This is a genomic window from Nocardia sp. NPDC058176 (assembly GCF_042883805.1).
GTDB lineage: Bacteria > Actinomycetota > Actinomycetes > Mycobacteriales > Mycobacteriaceae > Nocardia.
In genome coordinates this window covers 716,323-738,906 of record NZ_JBHVVA010000003.1, presented here as the reverse complement: position 1 = coordinate 738,906, position 22,584 = coordinate 716,323, and the positions used below count along the sequence as shown (strand labels likewise).

Annotated in this window: 25 protein-coding genes; 5 read left to right on the top strand and 20 right to left on the bottom strand. The window is 69.6% G+C overall.

Going from position 1 to position 22,584, the window contains the following annotated elements; genetic code table 11:
• Positions 1–772 precede the first annotated feature (772 nt).
• The 3 genes from ACFVVM_RS21365 (at position 773) to ACFVVM_RS21355 (ending at position 2,157) form a co-directional block, all read left to right on the top strand.
• Positions 773–1,027, top strand: a complete 255-nt coding sequence (locus ACFVVM_RS21365; protein ID WP_387620842.1) for a hypothetical protein — start codon at positions 773–775, stop codon at positions 1,025–1,027.
• Positions 1,028–1,111: 84 nt separating this feature from the next.
• Positions 1,112–1,582 carry a M23 family metallopeptidase gene (locus ACFVVM_RS21360; RefSeq protein ID WP_387620927.1) on the top strand — a complete coding sequence of 157 codons (471 nt, stop codon included), beginning with the start codon at positions 1,112–1,114 and terminating at the stop codon, positions 1,580–1,582.
• A gap of 62 nt (positions 1,583–1,644) precedes the next feature.
• On the top strand, positions 1,645–2,157 hold the full coding sequence (locus tag ACFVVM_RS21355; protein WP_387620840.1) for a DUF1990 family protein: 513 nt from the start codon (positions 1,645–1,647) through the stop codon (positions 2,155–2,157).
• Between the two features lie 275 nt (positions 2,158–2,432).
• Here ACFVVM_RS21355 and ACFVVM_RS21350 read toward each other — a convergent pair whose 3' ends face one another.
• The 16 genes from ACFVVM_RS21350 to ACFVVM_RS21275 form a co-directional block, all read right to left on the bottom strand.
• Complete coding sequence (locus tag ACFVVM_RS21350) at positions 2,433–2,801, bottom strand: hypothetical protein (RefSeq protein WP_387620837.1); 369 nt, start codon at positions 2,799–2,801, stop codon at positions 2,433–2,435.
• Positions 2,802–3,233: 432 nt separating this feature from the next.
• Positions 3,234–3,530, bottom strand: a complete 297-nt coding sequence (locus ACFVVM_RS21345; protein ID WP_387620834.1) for a DUF202 domain-containing protein — start codon at positions 3,528–3,530, stop codon at positions 3,234–3,236.
• Positions 3,527–3,892, bottom strand: a complete 366-nt coding sequence (locus ACFVVM_RS21340) for a YidH family protein (protein WP_387620832.1) — start codon at positions 3,890–3,892, stop codon at positions 3,527–3,529. The genes ACFVVM_RS21345 and ACFVVM_RS21340 overlap by 4 nt, the downstream gene beginning before the upstream one ends.
• Before the next feature lie 240 nt (positions 3,893–4,132).
• Positions 4,133–5,056 (bottom strand): tyrosine recombinase XerC, encoded by a 924-nt coding sequence (locus ACFVVM_RS21335; protein WP_387620830.1) that lies wholly within the window; start codon positions 5,054–5,056, stop codon positions 4,133–4,135.
• 250 nt (positions 5,057–5,306) lie between these two features.
• The gene (dprA, locus tag ACFVVM_RS21330; protein ID WP_387620925.1) at positions 5,307–6,452 is read right to left on the bottom strand and encodes a DNA-processing protein DprA; all 1,146 of its coding nucleotides are present in this window, start codon (positions 6,450–6,452) and stop codon (positions 5,307–5,309) included.
• Between the two features lie 238 nt (positions 6,453–6,690).
• Positions 6,691–8,199 carry a YifB family Mg chelatase-like AAA ATPase gene (locus tag ACFVVM_RS21325; protein ID WP_387620827.1) on the bottom strand — a complete coding sequence of 503 codons (1,509 nt, stop codon included), beginning with the start codon at positions 8,197–8,199 and terminating at the stop codon, positions 6,691–6,693.
• Complete coding sequence (locus ACFVVM_RS21320) at positions 8,199–8,555, bottom strand: YraN family protein (RefSeq protein ID WP_387620824.1); 357 nt, start codon at positions 8,553–8,555, stop codon at positions 8,199–8,201. Before ACFVVM_RS21320 ends, ACFVVM_RS21325 begins: the two co-directional genes overlap by 1 nt.
• A 90-nt stretch (positions 8,556–8,645) precedes the next feature.
• Positions 8,646–8,951, bottom strand: coding sequence for a DUF2469 domain-containing protein (locus ACFVVM_RS21315; RefSeq protein ID WP_011210678.1), 306 nt, complete (start codon positions 8,949–8,951; stop codon positions 8,646–8,648).
• A 46-nt stretch (positions 8,952–8,997) separates the two neighbouring features.
• On the bottom strand, positions 8,998–9,702 hold the full coding sequence (locus tag ACFVVM_RS21310; RefSeq protein WP_387620822.1) for a ribonuclease HII: 705 nt from the start codon (positions 9,700–9,702) through the stop codon (positions 8,998–9,000).
• 28 nt (positions 9,703–9,730) lie between these two features.
• Positions 9,731–10,495, bottom strand: a complete 765-nt coding sequence (lepB, locus tag ACFVVM_RS21305; protein ID WP_387620821.1) for a signal peptidase I — start codon at positions 10,493–10,495, stop codon at positions 9,731–9,733.
• 84 nt (positions 10,496–10,579) lie between these two features.
• The gene (gene rplS, locus ACFVVM_RS21300; RefSeq protein ID WP_387620818.1) at positions 10,580–10,921 is read right to left on the bottom strand and encodes a 50S ribosomal protein L19; all 342 of its coding nucleotides are present in this window, start codon (positions 10,919–10,921) and stop codon (positions 10,580–10,582) included.
• A gap of 164 nt (positions 10,922–11,085) precedes the next feature.
• Positions 11,086–11,976 (bottom strand): hypothetical protein, encoded by an 891-nt coding sequence (locus tag ACFVVM_RS21295; protein WP_387620815.1) that lies wholly within the window; start codon positions 11,974–11,976, stop codon positions 11,086–11,088.
• 21 nt (positions 11,977–11,997) lie between these two features.
• Entirely contained in the window at positions 11,998–14,406 is a 2,409-nt protein-coding gene (locus ACFVVM_RS21290) for a Tex family protein (RefSeq protein ID WP_387620813.1), read from the bottom strand.
• Positions 14,407–14,453: 47 nt separating this feature from the next.
• On the bottom strand, positions 14,454–15,635 hold the full coding sequence (locus ACFVVM_RS21285; protein WP_387620810.1) for an alpha/beta hydrolase family protein: 1,182 nt from the start codon (positions 15,633–15,635) through the stop codon (positions 14,454–14,456).
• A gap of 88 nt (positions 15,636–15,723) precedes the next feature.
• The gene (locus ACFVVM_RS21280; RefSeq protein WP_387620807.1) at positions 15,724–17,337 is read right to left on the bottom strand and encodes an AMP-binding protein; all 1,614 of its coding nucleotides are present in this window, start codon (positions 17,335–17,337) and stop codon (positions 15,724–15,726) included.
• On the bottom strand, positions 17,337–18,950 hold the full coding sequence (locus ACFVVM_RS21275; RefSeq protein WP_387620804.1) for an AMP-binding protein: 1,614 nt from the start codon (positions 18,948–18,950) through the stop codon (positions 17,337–17,339). The genes ACFVVM_RS21280 and ACFVVM_RS21275 overlap by 1 nt, the downstream gene beginning before the upstream one ends.
• Positions 18,951–19,045: 95 nt before the next feature.
• Between ACFVVM_RS21275 and ACFVVM_RS21270 the strand changes: the two genes are divergently transcribed.
• Together ACFVVM_RS21270 and ACFVVM_RS21265 are read left to right on the top strand one after the other, a co-directional pair.
• Entirely contained in the window at positions 19,046–19,894 is an 849-nt protein-coding gene (locus tag ACFVVM_RS21270) for a LuxR C-terminal-related transcriptional regulator (protein WP_387620801.1), read from the top strand.
• Positions 19,895–20,275: 381 nt separating this feature from the next.
• Positions 20,276–20,644, top strand: a complete 369-nt coding sequence (locus ACFVVM_RS21265) for a VOC family protein (RefSeq protein WP_071929283.1) — start codon at positions 20,276–20,278, stop codon at positions 20,642–20,644.
• A gap of 1 nt (position 20,645) precedes the next feature.
• On the opposite strand, the gene trmD is transcribed toward ACFVVM_RS21265, so the two are convergent.
• Genes trmD through rpsP form a run of 4 tightly spaced genes read right to left on the bottom strand, consistent with a single transcriptional unit; the run spans position 20,646 to position 22,534 of the window.
• Positions 20,646–21,326 (bottom strand): tRNA (guanosine(37)-N1)-methyltransferase TrmD, encoded by a 681-nt coding sequence (gene trmD, locus ACFVVM_RS21260; protein WP_387620798.1) that lies wholly within the window; start codon positions 21,324–21,326, stop codon positions 20,646–20,648.
• 3 nt (positions 21,327–21,329) lie between these two features.
• Positions 21,330–21,854 (bottom strand): ribosome maturation factor RimM, encoded by a 525-nt coding sequence (gene rimM / locus ACFVVM_RS21255; RefSeq protein WP_387620795.1) that lies wholly within the window; start codon positions 21,852–21,854, stop codon positions 21,330–21,332.
• Positions 21,855–22,097, bottom strand: a complete 243-nt coding sequence (locus ACFVVM_RS21250) for an RNA-binding protein (protein WP_019048210.1) — start codon at positions 22,095–22,097, stop codon at positions 21,855–21,857.
• Positions 22,097–22,534: a 30S ribosomal protein S16 gene (gene rpsP / locus ACFVVM_RS21245; RefSeq protein WP_387620793.1), complete on the bottom strand. Its 438-nt coding sequence runs from the start codon at positions 22,532–22,534 to the stop codon at positions 22,097–22,099. Before rpsP ends, ACFVVM_RS21250 begins: the two co-directional genes overlap by 1 nt.
• Positions 22,535–22,584 lie beyond the last annotated feature (50 nt).

Here is a 22,584-nt window from a genome sequence, read left to right as displayed (position 1 = left end):
CGCGCCGCTGTCGAGCAGCTGCTTCATGGTTACGACAGGCATAGCTACCGTAGCTCTCTTTCGTTGCCGGTTGTCGCGGTCGATCGGCGATCGACTGCCCTGGCGCCACCGAAACCGCCGGACCCAGGTCTGCGAGACCGGGACCAGCCGACGATTCCACTGTTCATCCGTTGAAGAACTCGCGCGGACATGCCCTCACGGACTGCCTGCGTTGCGAGCGGCGACCGGATGGACGAGCAAAGGTGGCGCGCGAAGTCGGTCCGTGCCGTGCACAACTGCTGCTGAGCACAAACCGCTCGATCAGTCTACGCGGACCTGCGCCACGCCCGAAATCACCCCCTGGCAGGGGCCGCCCACGACGGTGGTGAAGCGCGCGATATCCACATGCGGCGAAGTTGTCCACATTCGTGGTTCGGCGGCCCCGAGCGCGGTTCTCGCCGCCCAGAGTGGGGTCATGAACATGTTGACACGGGTCATCACCTCCCTTTCCGGGCTGCTCTGCGCGGTCGGCCTCGCGGCTGCGCCTGCGGTGGCCCAGCCTCCTGATTCACCCTCTGTCACGCCGGTGTGCGCCGGGGATGATCGGGTTCCGGGCACGCTGCCGATCGACCGAGCACCCGCGCACTCAGCCCGGTGCGCGCCTGCCGCACCTCAGCCTCGGCGCGCCTGCGGCGATGTCACCAGCGGGCTCGGCCCCGCACAGGCACCGAGTCCGCCCTTGCCGAATCGGCCGCCCGATCACACCCACGCCGCGCCTCCCGATCCGGCGCTCGTGCCCACACCGATCCCGGTGCGGATCACCGTGCACGATCTCGCCACCGCGCCCGATGCGCCACGGGGAGTGGCCGTCGAGCGAGTGGTGACACGGTCCGAGGTCGAGATCATCATCCGAGCGGGGGCGACGAGGGCGAGGCCCGTGACGGCGGGAGCCGGGAGCGGGTCGACGGAGCTTTCCGATGTCCTGCGGGAGGTGCTGCAGGACCTGACCGCCGCCCAGCGCGTGCCTGCTCCGCGGCCGCTGCGCTGAGCCGGTCCAGCGATGCGCGCGGAGGTGGTTCGTGGGCGGGCGGTGTGCTGTCGAAGTCTGGCCGGGATCGGGCTGGTGGTCGCGATGCTGTGCGGTGCGGCGCCGGTCGATGCGGCCGAACCGGGAGAGTTCGGTTGGCCGTTGCGACCGCGGCCGACGGTGGAGCGCCGGTTCGACAAGCCGGAACACGACTGGTTGCCGGGGCATCGTGGGGTCGATCTGGCGGGCAGCGTCGGACAGGTCGTGTTGGCGGCGGGCGAGGGCATCGTGGTGTTCGCGGGCGTGGTGGCGGACAAACCGGTGGTCTCGATCGACCATCCCGGCGGTTTGCGCACGACCTACGAGCCGGTGCAAGCGGAAGTCACCGTGGGGAGCCGGGTGAGCAGAGGTACACCGATCGGCACCCTGGCGGCCGGGCACGAGGGGTGCCCGGCGGCCGCCTGCCTGCACTGGGGTGCCCGGCGCGAGTCGAGCGCGCACAGCAGGCGCGAGTACGTCGATCCGCTCGGCCTGCTCCATCACGTCCCGATCCGGCTGAAGCCGCTGGAACGGTGATGTGATGAACCACTCCGGTGATCCAGCGGCGGTGCCGACCAACGCGGGACGACAATCGAGGCGTGCCAGAGCAATCAGCGCCGTTCACCTACCCCGATGTGGGTGCCACCCGCACGACCATGCCCGCCGGGTACCACCGGTTCCGGCATCGCCGCCGGATCGGCCACGGCCGCGACCTGTTCGACCGCGCCGCCACGCACATCCTCGACTTCGGCATGCAGAAGGGTGTCGGCATCTTCGGTCGCGCCGACACCGAAACCGCCGAGCCCAGCACAGAACTCACAGTCCGGCTCGGCCTCGGCCCACTCGCCATCACCGCCCCCTGCCGAGTGGTCTACGTCCTCACCGAACCCCACCGTCGCGGCTTCGCCTACGGCACGCTGCCCGGCCACCCCGAGATCGGCGAAGAACTGTTCGCCGTCGAATACGACCCCACCGACGATGCGGTCTACGGCCTCGTCACCGCCTTCTCCCGCCCCGGCACCTGGTACGTCCGTCTGGGCGGCCCCGTGGTCCGAATGATCCAGCGCTGGTTCGCGATCCGCTACTTGCGCACCCTACCAACCAAGCCCTGACGTTCGCCGACACCCTGCGCTCATCGAAAAGTTCCGGCAGGCCACACCCCTGTCGCCTCTCGAGGCACCCGAGCCGGTCTGCAGGTTCAGCTCGGTGGGTGCCGCACCGGATCCCCCGCACGCGCCCCAGGCATACTGCGGCTGGCGCTCGTCCGCAACAACCCGGAGGTTCGCTCGGAGCTCGCCTTCGCATCGTCGCAGCCGTTGCGGCGGCGCTCGCGTCGATTTCCAGCACTGCGCGATGGCCGATGTCGAGCGTGCCGGCTGCCGACAGATCAGAGCAGCGCGGTCAGCGCGTCAACTTCCGACTCGAGTTGATCGCGACGGTCCGCTGCGCCGAGCCGGTCGTATTCCGCTGCGGCGGTGCGCCTTTCCTCGATCTCGCGGCGCACTATCTGCTCGATCTCGGTTTCACTGAGGTCGCGTCGAGGGGCTTCGGCGGCACCGAGGCCGATTGCGCTGTCTTCCAGCGCACCAGCTTTCACGTCACCGGTGTCGATGGCCTCGGCGTTGTCGATGGCGCTCAGGGCCGATCGCAGTGCCGAGACCGCGCCGCGGTCACGCGCTTTCATCGCGGGCTTCAGGGCGGCACGCAAGCGTTCGCGCAGCGGCGTCCCGAGCTGGTCCGATGTTCCGGTGGTCATGGTCGGCGAGCCTAACCACAGGCCAGCGCAGCGTCGAGCATATTTCCACCGCTCAGCGGCGTACCGCCTCCGACCGACGGAGACCATACAGCTGCCGCTGCGGTCCCGGCGACGTCTGCGGTCGGGCTGCAGCGGTCCGGCGGCAGCTACATAGTCGTGGCTGCGGCTGTGGTCCCGATGGCAGCTACGACTACCGCTACGGTCCCGGCTGCGACTGCGACTGCAGCCGCGGTTCTGGCGGCAGCTGCGGCTTCGGCCGGGTTCCGGCGGCAGCTACCGGCCGCGCGGTTCCAGTTCCGGCCACAGCTGCGGCTTGGGCTTGCGGCTCCGGCTACAGCTTCCGGTTCCGTTCCGGCCACGGCCACGGCAGCTATGGCCGTGCTGGCCACCGGCAGTTTCGCCTACGACACCGGTTCGCCGGATAACGGTCGTCTATCCGTCGAGTAGCACGCTGCCGAGGGCGATGAGGGCGACCAGCGTGATGGCGACGGCGGTGGTAGCTACCGGGCGGTGGGCGGGCGGCATTCGACCGTGGTCGAGGGCGCGGCCGCGGGTCCAGCCGAGCCAGGTCAGCAGCAGGGAAGCGGCCGCCGCGGCGAGTGGGAGGACGACGGTCGATCCGTGTGTTGTGGCGTCGTGGACGAAGAGCATGGTGCAGGCGGCTGCGCCGAGGGCGGTGCGCCGCCACGCCAGGGCGGTCCGTTCCATGGCCAGGGTCGGTGCGGTCATGACAGCAATACCGCCACGCAGGCGAGGACGGCGACCAGCGCGACGCCGGCCGACAGCACCGGCACCAGAATCGTGCCCGGTAGCGTGCCCCCAGTCCGCATCACGATGTTCACCCGCCGCCAGTGTCGATAGGCGCCGAGCGCGACGGTCAACGACATGACCAGGCAGCTCCCGGCGATGACACCGGCGAAACCGGCCAGGCGCAACGGCTGCACCAGCGTATGAACGGCGACACCACCGGCGAGCAGACCCAGCGCGGTCCGGATCCACGCCAGGAAGGTTCGCTCGTTGGCAAGGGTGAACCGATAATCGACGTCCCCTTCCCCGTCCTCGGACTCGGCCCCGACCTCGGGCAATGTCATCGCCACCACCTCCGAGCCCCATCTTGCCGTGTACCGGGGTAGGCAGACGCCAGGCAGGCCACTGCACGCGCCCCGGCGAGTCAGAATCTCCCGACCGCTACCGAGCGATGCCGTCCCACGACCGGCCTCCACCTGAGTCGCCGACGGCCTGGCAGCCCCGGATGGCTCTGGTGTACCCGGAGAGGACGGGGGGCTCAGCAGGCAGCTGTCATGCGAGTTCGGTGGAAGGGGCATCGGGGTCTAGGCGCGGGGGTGGGCTTGGTCGTGGACGCGTTTGAGGCGTTCCACGGAGACGTGAGTGTAGAGCTGGGTGGTCGCCATGCTGGCGTGGCCGAGGAGTTCTTGGACCACGCGGAGGTCGGCGCCGCCTTCGAGGAGGTGGGTGGCCGCGGTGTGGCGTAGTCCGTGTGGGCCCATGTCGGGGGCGCCGGGGATCGCGGACACCACCTCGTGGACGACGGTGCGGGCCTGGCGCTGGTCGAGGCGGCGGCCGCGGAGCCCGAGCAGCAGGGCACGCCCGGAGTGATCGACGGCCAGGGCGGGGCGTCCGGCGCGGAGCCAGGCGTCCAATGCGGTGTCGGCGGGGCCGCCGAACGGCACCGAGCGTTCCTTGTTCCCCTTGCCGAGCACCCGCACGAGCTTGCGCTCCCGATCGATGTCATCGATGTCGAGACCGCACAGCTCGCTGACCCGGATCCCGGTGGCGTAGAGCAACTCGACGATCAGCCGGTCGCGCAGCGCCATCGGATCCTGCTGGGCCGCACCGGATTCCGCCGCGTCCATGGCCTGCTCGGCCTGTCCACGGGCGAGGACCTGCGGCAGCGTTCGGTGTGCCTTCGGCGCCTGCAGCCGCAGTCCGGGGTCGATCTCGAGGCGCCCGGTCTCGGTGAGCCACGCGGTGAACGTCCGTGCGGCAGAAGCACGCCGGGACAACGTGGTCCGCGCGGCGCCTGCCGCCGCCAACTCCGCGAGCCACGCCCGCAACAACGGCAGATCCAGCTCCCGTACGGCCGAGTCCGGCGAGCGCGCGTACAGATGCTCGAGCAGCGACCGCACGTCCCCCAGATACGCCCGCACCGTGTGCGCCGACCGATTCCGCCCCAACCGCAGGTGCCGCCCGAACTCGGTGAGCAACGCGGTCAGATCCTCGGGCAACACATCCATCCCCCCACCGTCACCCCTGTCCCCCACCCGCGCAACCCACCACGCCGACCACACTCCCCGCCGACAGCCACCACACCTCTGGCGAACCGACCGCTCCGACAGTCGGACGCCACCCAGCGGCACCGGGTTCCCTCCAGCACGGCCCCTCGCCCACCAGCAACACGAATGACGGACCGGCTCTATGTGGTCGCCTTCCACCGGTTCGCCCCAGCAACCCGCACCCGCCCAGGCCGACCATCGCGCGGAGCCCTCATCCGGAGCGGCGGCCTCGGGTGCGGAACCAGCCGTCGGAGTCGCAGCCGACCAGTTCGGCGAGCTCGAGGGCGGGGAGCACCGCGCGAACCGTGGCGAGGTCGAGGCCGGATTGTTGGGCCAGCTCACGGGGAAGACGGGAGCCGATGGCGGGAAGGGCCGCGTACACCTCGGCCTCGGCGCCGCGGAGGTGGGCGGCGGGGTCGGTATCCGCGGACTCCGCGACAGGGAGGCGGAGTGGGCCCGCCTCGTCGATGACGTCCTCGGCCCGGGTCACCAGATGGGCTTCCCCCTCCCTGATCATGCGGTGGCAACCCGCCGACGAGGCCGATCCGACCGGTCCCGGCACCGCCATCGCGGGTCTGCCCAGTCGGCGTGCCCATTTCACCGTATTGCGCGCGCCGCTGCGCATCCCCGCCTCGACAACGAGCACGCCGTCGCCCAAGGTGGCGATCAACCGGTTGCGGGCGAGGAACCGGTGCTTCTGCGCGGTGGTTCCCGGTGGGTATTCGCTCACCACCAGACCGGTATCGGCGATGGCGGTGAGCAGGCGGTCGTGTTGGGCCGGATAGGGACGGTCGACCCCACAGGCGAGTACGGCAACGGTCGAGCCACCCACGGCCAGCGCGGCCCGGTGGGCGGCCGCGTCGATGCCGAATGCGGCGCCGGACACGATCGTCCAGCCGCGGCCGGCCAGATCGCAGGCGATCTCACTGGCCACCTGGACGCCGTATCCACTGCTACAGCGCGAACCGACCACGGCAACAGCACGTTCGGATGCCGTCTGTAGCGCGAGGGGGCCGCGCGCCCACAGCACGAGCGGAACCGCGGCGTCACGGTCGCGGTCGGTGTCGAGCTGGTCGAGGCCGAGCATCCGCCACCCCGGCCATTCGTCGTCATCCGGGGTGATGACCCGACCGCCCAGCCGAGCCATCGTCTCCAGATCCTGAGCCGCCGAGTCGATCTCACGGCGGGCCGCCGTCGGGCCACGCAAAGCCTCCGGCAATTCGTGCTCCCGCACCGCGCGCGCCGCCTCACACACCCCGACCGAGGCGATCAACGCCGACAACGGAGCACACGGGCCCTGCACCACCCGCGACAGATACACCCACGCGAGCCGCCGCTCGTCGGCCTCCGCATCCAGATCCACCACATCACCCCGGGTCGCAGGCACCACGCTCACCGCTCCCCCTGCCACTTCTCGGCGCACAGCAGTTCCACGCCATCGACGCGCCACTCGCGACGGATGACCGATGTACGCTCCGCTCCCACCGCCACACACCCGACACCGCCAAGGACCCATGCCGTCCTGGCTCCGCCCGCAACCCGCGCAGACCAGCGCGACCCGACGACGCCGACCGGCCGAACAGCACGCACACGACTCACTGCGCACCCCGCTGACGGAAGTTCAACGCCGACAACACGTCCTGCACCGACGGCAGCTCCCCACCGCGCAGATCACAGACCGTCCACGCCACGCGGATGGCCCGATCGGCGCCGCGGGCCGACATGCGGCCCAGCCGCAGCGCCGTCTCGATCGGCGCGATCGACTCCCTGGGCAGCCGGAATCGCTGTCGGAGAATATGTCCCGGCACCTCGGCATTGGTCGTCCAGCCGTCTTCGCGCCACCGCTCGACGGCCGTCGCTCTGGCCTCGGCGACCCGCGCCGCCACGGTGGCGCTGGTCTCGACCTGCTCGTCGCCGAAGGTCGCGCCCGCCTGACCGTGCATCTGGACCCAGATGTCGATGCGGTCGAGCAGCGGGCCGGACAGTTTGCCCAGGTAACGGCGGCGAGCCAGCGGCGCGCAGATGCAGTCGACATCACGGGCCGGGGCACAGGGGCAGGGATTGGCCGCCAGAACCAACTGGAATCGCGCCGGATACCGGGCGACACCGTCCCGCCGGGCGATCCGCACCTCCCCCTCTTCGAGCGGAGTACGCAGTGCCTCCAGTACTTTCGTGCCGATCTCGGCACATTCGTCGAGGAACAGGACTCCACGATGTGCCCGGCTCACCGCACCCGGGCGGGCCATGCCCGAACCGCCGCCGATCATGGCGGTCACCGAGGTCGAATGGTGCGGGGCGACAAAGGGAGCCAGCGTCATCAGCGGCTGCTCCGCCGACAGCGAACCCGCCATGGAGTGGATCGCGGTCACCTCCAGCGACTCGTTCTCCGACAAGGGCGGCAACAAGCCTGGAAGTCGTTGCGCCAGCATCGTTTTACCGATTCCTGGCGGACCCGTCAGCAACAGATGATGACCGCCCGCCGCAGCCACCTCCAGTGCCCAGCGCGCCTCGTCCTGACCGACCACGTCACTGAGATCACCGCACGGAGCCTGCACACCCGCGACCACACCGTCGGGTTCCAGCAGCGAACCCTCACCTCGCAACCAGGAGACCACCGCGCGCAGACTCGTCGCCCCCAGCACGTCGATCCCCTCGACCAGTCCCGCTTCGGCCACCGCCTCGGCGGGAACGACGACGGTGGGCAATCCCGCGTTGCGAGCCGCGATCACCGCGGGCAGGACACCGCGCACCCGCCGCACCCGCCCGTCGAGGGCCAGTTCCCCCAGCAGCACCGTCTTGACCAGCCGCTCACCCGGCACCGCGCCGGAGGCGTCGAGCACCGAAACCGCCAGTGCGAGATCGTAAACGGAGCCGATCTTCGGCAGGGTGGCCGGCGAAAGAGCCAGAATCACCCGCCCGTCCGGCCATTTCTCCCCCGTATTCGCCACCGCGGAGCGCACCCGGTTCCGCGACTCCTGCAGCGCCGTGTCCGGCAGGCCGACGAGATTCACCGATGGCAACCCCTGGCCGATATCGGCCTCGATCTCCACCAGTTGCCCGTCGACCCCGGTCACCGCCACCGACAAGGCTCGTCCGAGCGCCATCAGAACGCCGCGGTCAGATGGTTGATGACCGGCCGGTACCCGCGCGCGACCAGCACCGACACCACGTCGAACCGGATCCGCCGCCACGGCCCTTCCTGTTCGGCCAGCCACAGCAGCGCCAGCCGCCGGATCCGCTGCTGCTTGCTGAAGGTCACCGATTCGGCCGGAGTACCGAACCCCAGCCCCGACCGCGTCTTCACCTCGACGAACGCCGTGATGGACGGATCCTGGACGATCAGATCCAGCTCCCCGTACCGGCACCGCCAATTGCGAGCGACGATCTCCATCCCGGTCTCACGCAGATACTGCGCCGCCAGTTTCTCCCCGTATGCGCCGAGCGCCTGTTTGTCAGCCACGCCCCGAAGCATGCGGTCGGCCGCCGACGGACCCGTTCACGCGACCTGGGCGAACAACAAACCTGTGGACAACCGCCGACCTGTGGACAACTACTCAGGCAAACGCAGGTCCGGCTTCTCCAGCTCCTCGATGTTCACGTCCTTGAACGTGATCACCCGGACGTGCTTGACGAAGCGCGCGGGCCGGTACATGTCCCACACCCAGGCATCGCTCATCCGCACTTCGAAGTACACCTCGCCGTCGGCGTTCTGGGGCCGCAGTTCGACGGAATTGGCCAGGTAGAAGCGGCGCTCGGTCTCCACCACGTACGAGAACTGGCCGACGATGTCCTTGTACTCGCGGTACAGCGACAGCTCCATCTCGGTTTCGTACTTCTCGAGGTCCTCAGCACTCATCGGGTGGGACGTCCTCCTGCTAGCAGCGCCGCGTTCATTGATCACATCATCGCGCATGCGCCGGGCGGGTAGCCACTCGGCTACCGCCCGGCACCTCGAGCTCGCGCACATTGCGCCAGGATCGGCGGTGTTCGGTACTGGGTCCGAGCTGCCGCAGCGCGGCGGTGTGCTCGGGCGTGTTGTAGCCCTTGTGCGCGGCGAAACCGTAGCCGGGCAACTGCCCGTCGAGCTCGACCATCATCCGGTCCCTGGTCACCTTGGCCAGGATGCTCGCCGCAGCGATACAGGCCGCGGTACCGTCGCCGCCGATCACCGGCAGCGACGGCGCGGGCAGACCGGGAACCTTGAATCCGTCGGTCAGGACGTAGCCGGGAGTGGCGCCGAGGCCGACGACGGCCCGGCGCATGCCCTCGATATTGGCGACGTGGATGCCGATCGAGTCGATCTCCCAGGCCGGGATCACGACCACACTCCAGGCCAGCGCCAAGCGCTGGATCACCGGGAACAGCTCCTCACGGGCCGCCTCGGTGAGTTTCTTGGAGTCGTCGAGCCCGGACAGCTTGTCGTAGGCCTTGGGCGCCAGCAGGCACGCGGCGACCACCAGCGGCCCCGCGCACGGCCCGCGCCCGGCCTCGTCCACGCCGGCCACCGGGCCGAGCCCCCCGCGGATGAGCGCCGCCTCCAGCGTGCGCAGTCCGCCCGCCCGGCGCATCACCACGCGCGGCGGCCAGCTGGTCCGATCCTGCCCCACAGTTCGATTGTCCCCGTGTCTCGTCGCGTCAGTTCTCCTGGGCGTTCTGCGTGCGCACCGGGCCGATCCGGCTCGGCGGCCAGATCTTGAACACGGTCTTGCCGCGCACGTTGTCCTGCGGGACAGTGCCCTGCAGTTCGTCGCTGACATGGGCGCGTGAATCCGCCGACTCGTTGCGGTTGTCGCCCATCACCCACAGATTGCCCTCGGGAACCTTGACCGGGCCGAACACCCGTCCGGCGGGGTACACCGCGTTGGGACGGTCGGTGTACCAGGGGTAATCCTTCTTGATGTAGGGCTCGTCGAGCGGCTTGCCGTCGACCATCACCCGGCCCTGCGGATCGCAGCACTGCACGGTCTGTCCGCCGACCGCGATGACGCGCTTGACCAGATCGTTCTCGTCGGGCGGCACCAGCCCGAAGTAGGACAGGAAGTTCTGCACGCCGCGGATGACGGTGTTGTCGGAGCGCACCGACTTGTAGTGCCCGTTCCACGACGGCGGCCCGACGAAGACCACCACCTCACCGGCACCGGGATCCGAGCCGTAGTAGCTGATCTTCTGTACGTAGATGCGATCGCCGATCTGCAACGTGTCCTCCATCGACTGCGAGGGGATCACGTAGGGCCGCCCGACAAAAGTGACCATGAGCGCGGCGATCACGGCCGCGATCACGATCAGTATCGGCAGTTCCTGCCAGAAGGGGCGTTGTTTCTTCGCGCCGCGCTTTTTCCCGCGCCGCCCACTGTCGTCACCCGAACCGGATACCGACCCCGAACCACTGTCGTCTGCCACGCCGAACAGAGTAGCCCGGCGCCCCGACGGGAGTCGGGTGCCGGGCTACCTGAAAATTCTTTGCCGCGAACGGCTACCGCGAGATCAGCGCTTTTCCTTGATCTTGGCGGCCTTGCCACGCAGGTCGCGCAGGTAGTACAGCTTGGCGCGACGCACGTCACCGCGGGTCACGACATCGATGTGGTCGATGTTGGGGCTGTGCACGGGGAAGGTGCGCTCGACACCGACGCCGAAGGACACCTTGCGGACCGTGAAGGTCTCGCCGATGCCGCCACCGTGACGCCGGATGACGACGCCCTTGAAGACCTGGACGCGCTCCTTCGAGCCTTCGATGACCTTCACGTGCACGTTCAGGGTGTCGCCCGGACGGAAGTCGGGGACATCGCTACGCAGCGACTTCTCGTCGACGAAATCAAGGGTGTTCATTTTCCACCTTTTCGGATTCTTTGCGCGAACAGAGGAACCTGGCGGCACTGACGCGCTCGACCGGTTCATGCTCAGAACAGGAGTGCTCTCGGACATGACTCGGCCGAGGCAACCGGTTCATTGTGCCAGACCGGCGAGCCACGACTGAAATCGGGCGGTCCCGGTCACTCGTCGGCGGCGTGCTCCCCCGCCGTCTCGGTGCGGCGGCGCGGCAGCAGATGCGGGTGTGGCGGCGGCGCGGACGGTGCCGCGACGACGGTGCGCCGCAGCTCGGCCTCGGCGGCACTGCGCGCGTGTTCGATGTCGGGGGTGCCCGCGATCAGGTCCTGGATGAAGATCTTCGCGCGGATGACCGGGCGCCGATACCGTCGTTCCCTGGCGATGGCCCTGCTCATCGTCTTGGGCCGGTTGCCGTAGCGCCAGCGGGCCCACGGCGCGCCCGGCCTGCTCAGCCGGACCGCGCCGATCAGCAGCAGCGGTGCGAAGAACATGCCGAACAGCCCGGTCCAGATCTTGCCCTTGGCGATCACCACGGCGGCCAGCAGCAGGTTGAGGACCAGGGAGATGGCGAAGCCGACGCGCACGCCGATCCCCCTGGACTGCCGGAAACTGTCGTAGTCGAGAAAGGTCGCCGGTTGCACGCCCAACAGCAGCAGACCGGTCACCGCGACCGCGACGAAGACCGCGTCCACCGAGGTGCGGCCCTGCTCTTCCCAGTAGACGTCACGCAGATAGAAGATCAGGGCGAACTCGTCGAGGACCAGCGCGGCGCCGATCCCGAAGAGCGTGGCGAGCACGCTCGAGGTGACCTGGGTGGAGTCCTCGGCGGTGGCGATCAGGCCGATGCCGGTGAGCAGCACGGTGATCACGCCGAACACCATGTGGTGGATGTGGGTGTCGCCCGCCTTCAGATTGCCCGGCCACCACTTCACCTGGGCCCGGATCAGCCGCACGCTGATCCGGATCACCACGAAGCCGAGGATGAACCCCAGCAGGAAGCAGAGCAGGGGCAGGCGGCCGTGCGCGATCACATCGTCTTCGAGCCACCGTCGCATGCCGCCCGCCCTGTCCTCGAGTTACTGGCCGAACCCCGCCCGGCGCAGCGCGTCGGCCATCGATCCGGTCGGCGCCGCCGCGGGCTTGCGCTGGTTGCCGCCACGCCCTTGCGCCTGGCCGCGACCCTGGGCCTGGCCACGCTGAGCCTGCCCACGGTCACCGCCCGGCGGACGGCCCTGGCCGCGCGGTGCGCCGCCATTCCGATTGTCCCCCTGCGCGGGCTTGCCCGGCTCGTCATCGAGACGAAGAGTCAGGCCGATGCGCTGGCGGGCGACGTCGACCTCCAAGACCTTCACCTTCACCACGTCGCCGGACTTGACGACCTCGCGCGGGTCCTTGACGAAGGAGTGCGACAGCGCCGAGACGTGTACGAGCCCGTCCTGATGCACGCCCACGTCGACGAAGGCTCCGAAGGCCGCGACATTGGTGACCACGCCCTCGAGCACCATGCCGGGTTTCAGGTCGGCAACCTTCTCGATGCCCGCGGCGAACTCGGCGGTCTTGAATTCCGGGCGCGGATCGCGGCCCGGCTTCTCCAGTTCGGCGATGATGTCGCTGACGGTGGGCACACCGAACTTCTCGTCGGTGAAGTCGGCGGGCTTCAGCGCGCGCAGGGTGCCGGTGTTGCCGATGATCTCGGCGATCGGCCGGCCGGTGGTCTCGAGGATGCGCCGCACCACCGGGTAGGCCTCGGGGTGCACGGCCGAGGTGTCGAGCGGGTCGGCACCGCCACGGATGCGCAGGAAGCCCGCGCACTGTTCGAAGGCCTTCGGACCGAGCCGCGGCACCTCGAGCAGGGCGGTGCGGCTGCCGAAGGGGCCGTTCTGATCACGATGGGCCACAATGCTTTCCGCGACCGAGCCGGACACGCCCGAGACGCGCGCGAGCAGCGGCACCGAGGCGGTGTTCACATCGACGCCGACCGCGTTCACCGCGTCCTCGACGACCGCGCCCAGCGAGCGGGCCAGCAGCGTCTCGGAGATGTCGTGCTGGTACTGGCCGACGCCGATCGACTTGGGATCGATCTTGACCAGTTCGGCGAGCGGGTCCTGCAGACGCCGGGCGATCGAGACCGCGCCGCGCAGTGAGACGTCCATGTCGGGCAGTTCGGCCGAGGCGTACGCCGAGGCGGAGTACACCGACGCGCCCGCCTCCGAGACCACGATCTTGGTCGGCTTGTTCTCGGGGATGCGCGAGATGAGTTCGGTGGCAAGGGCATCGGTCTCGCGCGAGGCGGTGCCGTTGCCGATGGCGATGAGCTCCACGCCGAACCGGGCCACCAGCGCGGCCAGCACCGCGAGGGACTTCTCGGTCTGGTTCTGCGGCTTGTGCGGGTAGATGACCTCGGTGGCCACGGCCTTGCCGGTGGCGTCGACCACCGCGACCTTCACGCCGGTGCGGTAGCCGGGGTCCAGGCCCATGGTGGTGCGGGTGCCCGCGGGGGCGGCCAGCAGCAGATCGCGCAGGTTGGCGGCGAACACGTCGACCGCGTCCTTCTCGGCGGCCTGGCGCAACCGCATCCTGGTGTCGATGCCGAGGCTGACCTGCAGTTTGGTGCGCCAGGCCCAGCGCACGGTGTCGAGCAACCAGGAATCGGCGGGGCGGCCCTGCTCGGCGATGCCGAAGGCCACGGCGATGCGGCCCTCGTAGATCGTGCGCTCGCCGGGAGCCGGTTCCTCGGTGTCGGGCTCGAGGTGCAGGGAGAGCACCTCTTCCTTCTCCCCCCGCAGCAGCGCCAGGATCCGGTGCGAGGGCAGTTTGTGGAACGGCTCGCTGAATTCGAAGTAGTCGGCGAACTTGGCGCCCGCCTCCTCCTTGCCCGCGCGCACGGTCGAGATGACCTGACCACGGTTCCACATCAGTTCGCGCAGTTCACCGACCAGATCGGCGTCCTCGGCGAAGCGTTCGACGAGGATCGCGCGGGCGCCGTCGAGCTGTTCGGCGTCGTATCCGGCGGGGTCGGTGTTCGGGTCGCCGATCAGCGCGTCGGCGACCGGCTCGTGCCCGGCCTCCCGCGCGATCTGGGCCTTGGTGCGGCGCTTGGGCTTGTACGGCAGGTAGATGTCTTCGAGGCGGGCCTTGGTCTCGGCGAGCATCAGCTGGGAGTGCAGGGCGGGGTCGAGTTTGCCCTGACCGCGGATGGATTCGATGATCGCGCCGCGTCGTTCGTCGAGCTCGCGCAGATAGCCGAGCCGTTCGTCGAGCTGGCGCAGTTGGGCATCGTCGAGGCCCTCGGTGACCTCCTTGCGGTAGCGCGCGATGAACGGGACCGTCGAACCGCCGTCGAGCAGTTCGACGGCGGCGCGGACCTGGGTCTCGCGCACCCCCAGTTCGTCGGCGATCCGCCTGCCTACGCTGGCGAGGGTGGTCGTGCTGTCGGTCGGAGTGCCGTTCGACGTCGAACGGGCGGTCTCGGGCGCTGTCGTCACGTCCGCAGAGACTACAGCTCCCCGCCGACACCCGGCTGATACCCAGGTCAGCGGATCGTCGCGAGTTCGGGTTCGGTCACCGGCCGGTCCAGCGCGGTGCCGGCGTGCCCGCGCAGGAACTTGTCGAACAGGGCGGCGACGTAGGTGCGCACCAGCGTCGCCATCCGGTCGGGATCGATGGCGCCCACGTAGGTCGAGGCCAGTGGCCGGGCGACGGCGGGAATCAGCGCGGGCAGGTCGGTGAAGTCGTAGTGCGCCGAATCCGCGATGGCCAGATGACGTTTCCAGCCGGTGGCCCGCTGCCAGAACGCGTCCAAGGACGGGTTGGCGTCACCGACCTGTTCGATCTGCGCGCTCGTCAACACCAGGGTAGGCCGGTCGACGCCCTCGGTCACCACGCGGCCGAACGCCTCGTCCACGCCGAGCTGTCCGTCCAGATCGACCGCGGCATCGATGCGGCGATCGAGACGCATGGACTCGACAGCGGTGTAGCCGCCGGAGGAGTGGCCGACGGCGCCGACCTTGTCGAGATCGAGTACCCGGCCGAGATCGGCGGGCAGCGGGTCCTGTTCGGCATCGGGGTTCGTCCCGGCGGCCAACCCGGTGAGGGAGTCGAGGACGAAACCGATGTCGAGCAGGCGCGTCGCGATGTACTTCTCCCGGATGGCGGGATCGAAACCGTTCGGCGCCACGGCCGGTCGCACGATCCGGCCGCCGGGGAACTCGACGGCCGGACCGGCTTCGTAGGTGTGATCGACGGTGACCACCACATAGCCACGCGAGGCCAGGTCCTCGGCGAGTCCGGTACCGAGGAGGCGCGACACCCCCGCACCCGGGGTGTACAGCACAACCGGGTAGGTGGTCCCGGTCCGCGCGGGCGCGTCGCGGTGGGAATGGGTCAGCACCCCGGGCAGATCGATGCCGAGCGAGCGCTCCAGCCCGGGAACCAGTTCGGTCGAGATGTAGTGGGCGCGCGGATACCGGTCCACCTCGGTCGCCGGATAGAACACCGAGACCATCAGTTCCCTGCTCGCACCTGGCTGGAACGGGTCCGGCCTGCCCGTGTCGACCAGGTGCAGCGTCGTCGTACCGACCGGCAGCGGGCCGCTCGGTGCGGACAGCACCGTGTGCCCGACCGGAGCCGCGGTGGCCGCTCCCCCGCTCACCGCCACCAGCGCGCAGACCGAGGCCAGTACCACAGAAATCCGACGAAACACCGTCTCCCCCATCACGATCCGCCACCGAGCACGGAGTACTCGGCTGTCGCGAACAGGCTAGCAAGGGTCGGCCGTCACGAATCGGGTTGTGTGGGCCCGGTCAGCCGAGGATGTCCCGGGCCAGTTCGCGCATCTCGGCCTTGCGGACCTTGCCGGTGACCGTCATCGGGAACTCCTCGACCACGTGGACGTAGCGCGGGATCTTGTAGTGGGCGAGGCGGTCGGTACAGAACGCGCGGATCGCGGCGGCGTCGAGCGGGGCCGCGCCCTCGCGCAGGCGCAACCAGACCATGAGTTCCTCGCCGTATTTCTCGTCAGGGACGCCGATGACCTGGGCGTCGATGACATCGGGGTGGGTGTAGAGGAATTCCTCGATCTCGCGGGGGTAGATGTTCTCGCCGCCGCGGATGACCATGTCCTTGATCCGGCCGGTGACCGAGAGATAGCCGTCGGCGTCCATCACGCCGATGTCGCCGGTGTGCATCCAGCGGGCGGCGTCGATCGCCTCGGCGGTCTTGTCGGGCTGTTCCCAGTAGCCGAGCATCACCGAGTAGCCGCGGGTGCACAGCTCGCCCGGTTCGCCGCGGGGCAGGGTGCGGCCGGTGGCCGGGTCGACGACCTTCACCTCGAGATGCGGGCCCACCCGGCCGACGGTGGCGGTGCGGCGGACGATGCTGTCGTCGCGGCGGGTCTGGGTCGACACCGGCGCGGTCTCGGTCATGCCGTAGCAGATGGAGACCTCGGTCATGCCCATCCGGTCGATCACCCGTTTCATCACCTCGACCGGGCACGGCGAACCCGCCATGATCCCGGTGCGCAGGGTCGACAGGTCCGGTGTGGCGCCGTTGTCGAGTTCGGCCAGCATGGCGATGAACATCGTCGGCACACCGTAGAGCGAGGTGCAGCGTTCCGCGGCGACGGCGGCCAGGGTCGCGGCCGGATCGAACGACGGCGCCGGGATCACCGCCGTCGCACCGTGCGAGGTGACCGCGAGATTGCCCATGACCATGCCGAAGCAGTGGTAGTACGGCACCGGGATGCAGACCCGGTCGGCCTCGGTGTAGCCGCACAGTTCGCCGACGAAGAACCCGTTGTTGAGGATGTTGTGGTGGCTCAGCGTCGCGCCCTTGGGGAAACCCGTTGTTCCCGAGGTGTATTGGATGTTGATCGGGTCGTCGGCTGAGAGTGTGGCGGCGATCGCGGCCAGCCGGTCGATGTCAGGCGCGGCCTCGGCGACCTCGTGCCACGGCGCCGTGCCCAGGATCAGCACCTGTTCGAGCGCCGGGCAGTTCGGCCGGACCTGCTCGATCATCGACACGTAGTCGGAGGTCTTGAACTCCGGCGCGGCGACGAGCATCCGCACACCGGCCTGGCCGAGGACGAATTCGAGTTCGCTCGTGCGGTACGCGGGATTGATGTTGACCAGAATCGCGCCGATCTTCGCCGTGGCGTACTGCACGAGGAACCATTCCGCGCAGTTGGGCGCCCAGATGCCGACCCGATCGCCGGGCGCGATGCCCAGCGCGGTCAGGCCCGTCGCGACGGCGTCGACGGCGACGCCGAGCTCGCGATAGGTCCAGCGCCGCCCGCTCGGGCGGTCCACGAGCGCGTCCCGCTCGGGGTGGGCCGCGATGGTGCGGTCGAGATTCGCGCCGATGGTGTCGCCGAGCAGCGGGACATCGGCCAGGCCACAGGAGTAGCTGAGTTCGGTCATCACCGGTTCTCCTTGCCGCGCAGCAGGAATCGCTGCACCTTGCCGCTGGGTGTCTTGGGCAGGCTCGCCACGAAGTGCACCGTGCGCGGGTAGGCGTGCGCGGCGAACTTGTCCTTGACCAGCTGTTGCAGCTCCGCCGCCAGTTCCGCACCGCCGACGACGCCATCGCGCGGAACCACGAACGCTTCGAGCACCTCCCCGCGCAGCTCGTCGGGCATGCCGACGACGGCGGCCTCGGCGACCTGCTCGTGCAGGACCAGCACGCTCTCGACCTCGAACGGGCCGATCCGATAGCCCGCCATGATGATCACGTCGTCGTCGCGGGAGCTGAACCGGAACAGCCCGTCCGCGTCGCGGGACCCGACGTCGCCGGTGAGGTACCAGCGGCCGTCGGCGGTGAACCGGCTCGCGGTGCGCTCCGCGTCGTCGAGGTAGCCGAGGAACCACAGCAGCGGGCTGTGCCGGGTGTCGATGGCGACGCGGCCGATCTCGCCGGGCGCGGCCTCGGTGTCGGCGTCCTCGGCCAGCACCGCGCAGGCCCAGCCGGGCAGCTGGCGGCCCATCGACCCGAGCGGGGCGTCGACATCGAGGGCCGGGTGCCACGCGTGGCAGATGACCATGCCGTGTTCGGTCTGGCCGTAGTGGTCGCGCACCGGCACCCCGAGCGTCTCGCGCGACCAGGCGACGACGTCGGGGGTCAGCGGCTCCCCCGCCGAGGAGGCCCGGCGCAGCGCGATCCCGTCGGGCACCGGACCGCTGTCGGCGCGCAGCGCCCGGTAGACGGTCGGCGCGGCGGCGAAGTTGCTGACCCCGAAGCGCCGCAACACCTCCCAGGTGAGCGACACGGAGAACCCCGCGTGCAGCAGCAGGCTGCGCACACCGGTGGCCAGCGGCGCCAGGATCGCGTAGTAGAGGCCGTAGGCCCAGCCGGGGTCGGCGGCGTTCCAATAGACGTCGTCGGGGCGCACGTCCAGCGCGAACTCCTGGTAGGCGTGGAACGAGGCCAGCGCGCGCACCGGGATCGGCACGCCCTTGGGGGTGCCGGTGGTGCCACTGGTGAACAGCTGGACCAGCAGGCCGTCACCGCCGACCGCGACCGCCGCCGCGCGCGGGTCGTCGGGCTCGTGCGCGGCGAGCAGATCGGCGAAACGCAACGCGCCGGGGACCGCGCCCGCGCCCGCGACGATCGTCGTGCCCGCGACGGCGCCGAGCTTCGGTGCCTGGTCGGCATCGGCGACGACGACCTTCGCGCGACTGGCGGTGAGCCGGAACTCGATCGCGGGCGCGGCGAACGCGGTGAACAGCGGCACATGCACGGCGCCACGGCGCCAGATGCCGAGCAGCGCCACCACCAGATCGGCGGACTTCGCCATCAACGTCGCCACCCGGTCGCCGGGCTCGACCCCCAGTTCGGCCAGGGCGGCGGCGAAGCGGGCCGAGCGCTCCCGCAGCTCGCCGTAGGTCAGATCGTGCGCGCCCAGATCGGACTCGACCACCGTGAACGCGATCCGCTCGGCCGGATGCCGATCACAGAGCAGATCGGCGGCGCAGGCCTCGGGTCCGTCGTAGTGGTCGAGCAGGTCGCGCACCCGCACGTCCAGGTCGGTACTCATCGCAGCTTCTCCTCAACACCCGGCTCGGTCCGCCGGGTCTGCCCTAGAATGTGGTACAGCTCACCTCCGCCACTACCCCCGAAAAGGGGTGCTCGATGACCTCCCTGCTGCGCCCGCGCGACGGCGATGCCTTGCGCGCCGAGATCCGCTGGGTGGCGCGCCGGGCGAGCGTGCCCGTGGTGTTCGGCGGGTCCGTGGTCGACGACGACACCCTGCTGCTCACCGAATTCGTCGGCACCCTGACCAACGGGCTGCGCGGACTGTCGGTCCTGCGCACCTCCGGTCTGGGCGGCCAGGCGATGGAGTACGGCAGGCCCACGTCGGTGGCCGACTACCAGGGCGCCTCGACCATCACCCACCACTACGACGCGCAGGTCGTCGGCGAGGGACTGCGTTCGGTGATCGCCGTGCCGGTCGTGGTCGCAGACCAGCCGCGCGCCGTCCTCTACGCGGCGACCAGGGGCGTCGGCCCGCTCGGTGACCGCACCGCCGAGGTGGTCTTGCAGGCCAGTCGGCGCCTGGCCGCCGAGATCGCGGTCCGCGACGAGGTGGACCGGCGGATCAGGCTGCTCGAACTCGCGACGCCGACCTCGGCCACCACCCCCGCGGTAGCCGAGGAACTGCGCGAGATCCACGCCGAACTACGTGCCATGGCAACCGCGACCGGTGACCGCGGGCTGCGCGATCGCCTGTCCGGCGTCTGCGACCGGCTGACCGGTGTGCTGTCGGGCGAGCCCGGTGGCGATGCGCCGCGGTTGTCGCGGCGCGAGCTCGATGTGCTCGCCCAGATCGCGCTCGGGTGTACGAATCAGGAAGCGGCGCTGCGACTCTCGCTGGGCGCGGAGACGGTGAAGAGCTATCTGCGGCAGGCGATGACCAAGCTCGACGCCAGCACGCGCCATGAAGCGGTGGTGCTGGCGCGGCGGCACGGCTTGCTGCCCTGAACCCCTTGGCGCTCCGGTCATTCCCTGCCAACGGAAATGTGCGATACATCACTGCACCGGATGATCGCGGCACCGGCTCCGACACCACTGATCGGCCGCACACGCGGGAACGGACACGCCGATCCGAGCATCGGCATTCGCCGCTGGCACGACCCGGGCGGATCGAATTGCCCTGGGGCGCACGGCCTGTACTGGGAACATCGGCGCACAGCCCGCGTCGGGCCGCCGCTTCGGGCACGGCCACCGCCGCGTCGAACCGTTCCGGACGGAATCAGAATCCCTCACAATGGACGATCACACAACGAACGACCCCATTGAATACCCAAATGTCTTTAGGGCAAAACAATCTCGGCCCCCGTTCGGACCGGTACCGTCGATCCGATGACGGAGCCTTTTCAGTTGGCAGGCCTTTCGCTGGACTGTGACGACCCCGAGTCCCTCGCCCGCTTCTACCTCGGCCTGCTCGGCGGGCGGGTGCTGTGGAACGACGCGCACAGCGTCGGGATCCGCATCCCGTCGGGACTGACGGTCGCGGCGCAGCGGGTCGAGGACTACTACCCGCCGCAGTGGCCGGGCACCGCCGCGGTCCACCTGGACCTGGCCGCCGATGCCGATCTGGATCTGTGCGAACAGCACGCCCTGGCGATCGGCGCGAAACCCGCACCGGTGCAACCGGATCCGCGCTGGCGAGTACTGCTCGATCCGGCCGGGCACCCGTTCTGCATCACCACCAGGGTGACGCCGCTCTGAACTACTCCGGCAGCAGATCGGGCCTGCGCGCGCGGGTCCGTTCCAGGGACTGCTCGTGGCGCCAGGCGGCCACCTTGGCGTGGTCACCGGAGAGCAGGATCGGCGGCACGTCCAGGCCGCGCCAGGACACCGGGCGGGTATAGCTGGGACCTTCCAGCAGGCCGTCGGAGAACGAATCCTCCTGATGTGACTGCTGATTGCCGAGCACGCCGGGAATGAGGCGCACCACGGCCTCGGTCATCACCAGGACCGCGGCCTCGCCGCCGATGAGGACGTAGTCGCCGATGCTCACCTCTTCGACGCGGACCCGGCGGGCGGCGTCGTCGAACACCCGCTGGTCGATGCCCTCGTAGCGACCGCAGGCGAAGACGAGGTGTTTCTCGGTGGCCCAGCGCTGTGCGGTGGCCTGGGTGAACGGCACGCCCGCGGGCGTGGGGACGACGAGCAGGGCGTCGTCGGGGCACACCTCGTCGAGGGCGTCGCCCCAGATGGTGGGTTTCATGACCATGCCGGGACCGCCACCGTAGGGCGAGTCGTCGACCGACTTGTGCACGTCATGGGTCCAGTGCCGCAGATCGTGGACGCCGATCGAGATCAGGCCCTTGTCGACGGCCTTGCCGAGCAGCGCGGTGCGCAGCGGCTCCAGGTACTCCGGGAAGATCGTGACGACATCGAGTTGCACGAATTACTCCGGATCGAGCAGGCCCTCGGGCGGGGTGATGACCACCAGTCCATCGGCCAGCGACACGGTCGGCACGATGGCGGTGACGAAGGGAACGAGAATCTCACGGCCGTCGTCGGCGGCGCGCACCGACAGCAGTTCGCCCGCAGCCGAGTGCAGCACCTCGGTGACCTCGCCGACGAGGGTGCCGTCGGCGAGCTCGACGCGCAGGCCCTCGAGCTCGTGGTCGTAGAAGGCGTCGTCGTCCTCGGACGGCGGCAGTGACGCGCTGTCGACGACGAACAGCAGGCCGCGCAGGGCATCGGCGGCGGTCCGGTCGTCGACACCGTCGACGAACACCAGAAGCCGGCCCGAGTGCTCTCGGGCCGACTTCACGGTGTAGTCACGGGTCGAGGCCGACTTCGGCATCCGACCGTGCAGGGTGACACCGGGGGCGAACCGGAGTTCCGGTTCGTCGGTGCGCACCTCGACGACGAGTTCGCCGCGCACGCCGTGCGACTTGGCGACTCGACCTACGACGAGTTCCATCTAGGCGTCGGTGTCGACCACGTCGACCCGGATGCCCCGGCCGCCGATACCGGCGACGAGGGTGCGCAGCGCGGTCGCGGTACGACCACCGCGCCCGATCACCTTGCCCAGGTCTTCAGGATGGACGTGCACCTCGACCGTGCGTCCGCGGCGGCCGGTGATCAGCTCGACGCGGACGTCATCGGGGTTGGCGACGATGCCGCGAACGAGGTGTTCGACGGCATCGGCAACAACGGCGGTCATTACTCGGCAGCCTCGGTGGCGGGCGCCTCGGCGGCGGCCTCGTCCTTCTTGGCGGCCTTCTTCTTCGGGGTGACGGCCTCGGCAACGGGCTCGTTGTCGGCGGCGGCCAGCGCGGCGTTGAACAGGTCCAGCTTGGAGGTCTTCGGCGCCTTGACCTTCAGGGTGCCCTCGGTGCCCGGCAGGCCCTTGAACTTCTGCCAGTCGCCGGTGATCTCCAGCAGACGCTGCACCGACTCGGTCGGCTGCGCGCCGACGGACAGCCAGTACGCGACGCGATCGGCATCGATCTCGATCAGCGAAGGCTCTTCCTTCGGGTGGTACTTGCCGATGGCCTCGATGGCCCGGCCGTCACGACGGGTGCGGGCGTCGGCGACAACCACGCGGTACTGCGGGTTGCGGATCTTGCCCAGGCGGGTGAGCTTGATGCGAACAGCCATGCTGATCTGCCTCTTTCGATAGTTGGTCACCACGCGATTCAGCAACCCGC

Bases quoted from the DNA above. Each gene is read 5' to 3' on its own strand.
- ACFVVM_RS21360 (WP_387620927.1), top strand. From the start codon at position 1,112: ATGCTGTGCGGTGCGGCGCCGGTCGATGCGGCCGAACCGGGAGAGTTC.
- ACFVVM_RS21350 (WP_387620837.1), bottom strand. From the start codon at position 2,801: ATGACCACCGGAACATCGGACCAGCTCGGGACGCCGCTGCGCGAACGC.
- ACFVVM_RS21345 (WP_387620834.1), bottom strand. From the start codon at position 3,530: ATGACCGCACCGACCCTGGCCATGGAACGGACCGCCCTGGCGTGGCGG.
- ACFVVM_RS21340 (WP_387620832.1), bottom strand. From the start codon at position 3,892: ATGACATTGCCCGAGGTCGGGGCCGAGTCCGAGGACGGGGAAGGGGAC.
- ACFVVM_RS21335 (WP_387620830.1), bottom strand. From the start codon at position 5,056: ATGGATGTGTTGCCCGAGGATCTGACCGCGTTGCTCACCGAGTTCGGG.
- ACFVVM_RS21325 (WP_387620827.1), bottom strand. From the start codon at position 8,199: ATGGCGCTCGGACGAGCCTTGTCGGTGGCGGTGACCGGGGTCGACGGG.
- ACFVVM_RS21315 (WP_011210678.1), bottom strand. From the start codon at position 8,951: ATGAGTGCTGAGGACCTCGAGAAGTACGAAACCGAGATGGAGCTGTCG.
- rplS (WP_387620818.1), bottom strand. From the start codon at position 10,921: ATGAACACCCTTGATTTCGTCGACGAGAAGTCGCTGCGTAGCGATGTC.
- ACFVVM_RS21295 (WP_387620815.1), bottom strand. From the start codon at position 11,976: ATGCGACGGTGGCTCGAAGACGATGTGATCGCGCACGGCCGCCTGCCC.
- ACFVVM_RS21285 (WP_387620810.1), bottom strand. From the start codon at position 15,635: ATGGGGGAGACGGTGTTTCGTCGGATTTCTGTGGTACTGGCCTCGGTC.
- ACFVVM_RS21280 (WP_387620807.1), bottom strand. From the start codon at position 17,337: ATGACCGAACTCAGCTACTCCTGTGGCCTGGCCGATGTCCCGCTGCTC.
- ACFVVM_RS21275 (WP_387620804.1), bottom strand. From the start codon at position 18,950: ATGAGTACCGACCTGGACGTGCGGGTGCGCGACCTGCTCGACCACTAC.
- ACFVVM_RS21270 (WP_387620801.1), top strand. From the start codon at position 19,046: ATGACCTCCCTGCTGCGCCCGCGCGACGGCGATGCCTTGCGCGCCGAG.
- ACFVVM_RS21265 (WP_071929283.1), top strand. From the start codon at position 20,276: ATGACGGAGCCTTTTCAGTTGGCAGGCCTTTCGCTGGACTGTGACGAC.
- rimM (WP_387620795.1), bottom strand. From the start codon at position 21,854: ATGGAACTCGTCGTAGGTCGAGTCGCCAAGTCGCACGGCGTGCGCGGC.
- ACFVVM_RS21250 (WP_019048210.1), bottom strand. From the start codon at position 22,097: ATGACCGCCGTTGTTGCCGATGCCGTCGAACACCTCGTTCGCGGCATC.
- rpsP (WP_387620793.1), bottom strand. From the start codon at position 22,534: ATGGCTGTTCGCATCAAGCTCACCCGCCTGGGCAAGATCCGCAACCCG.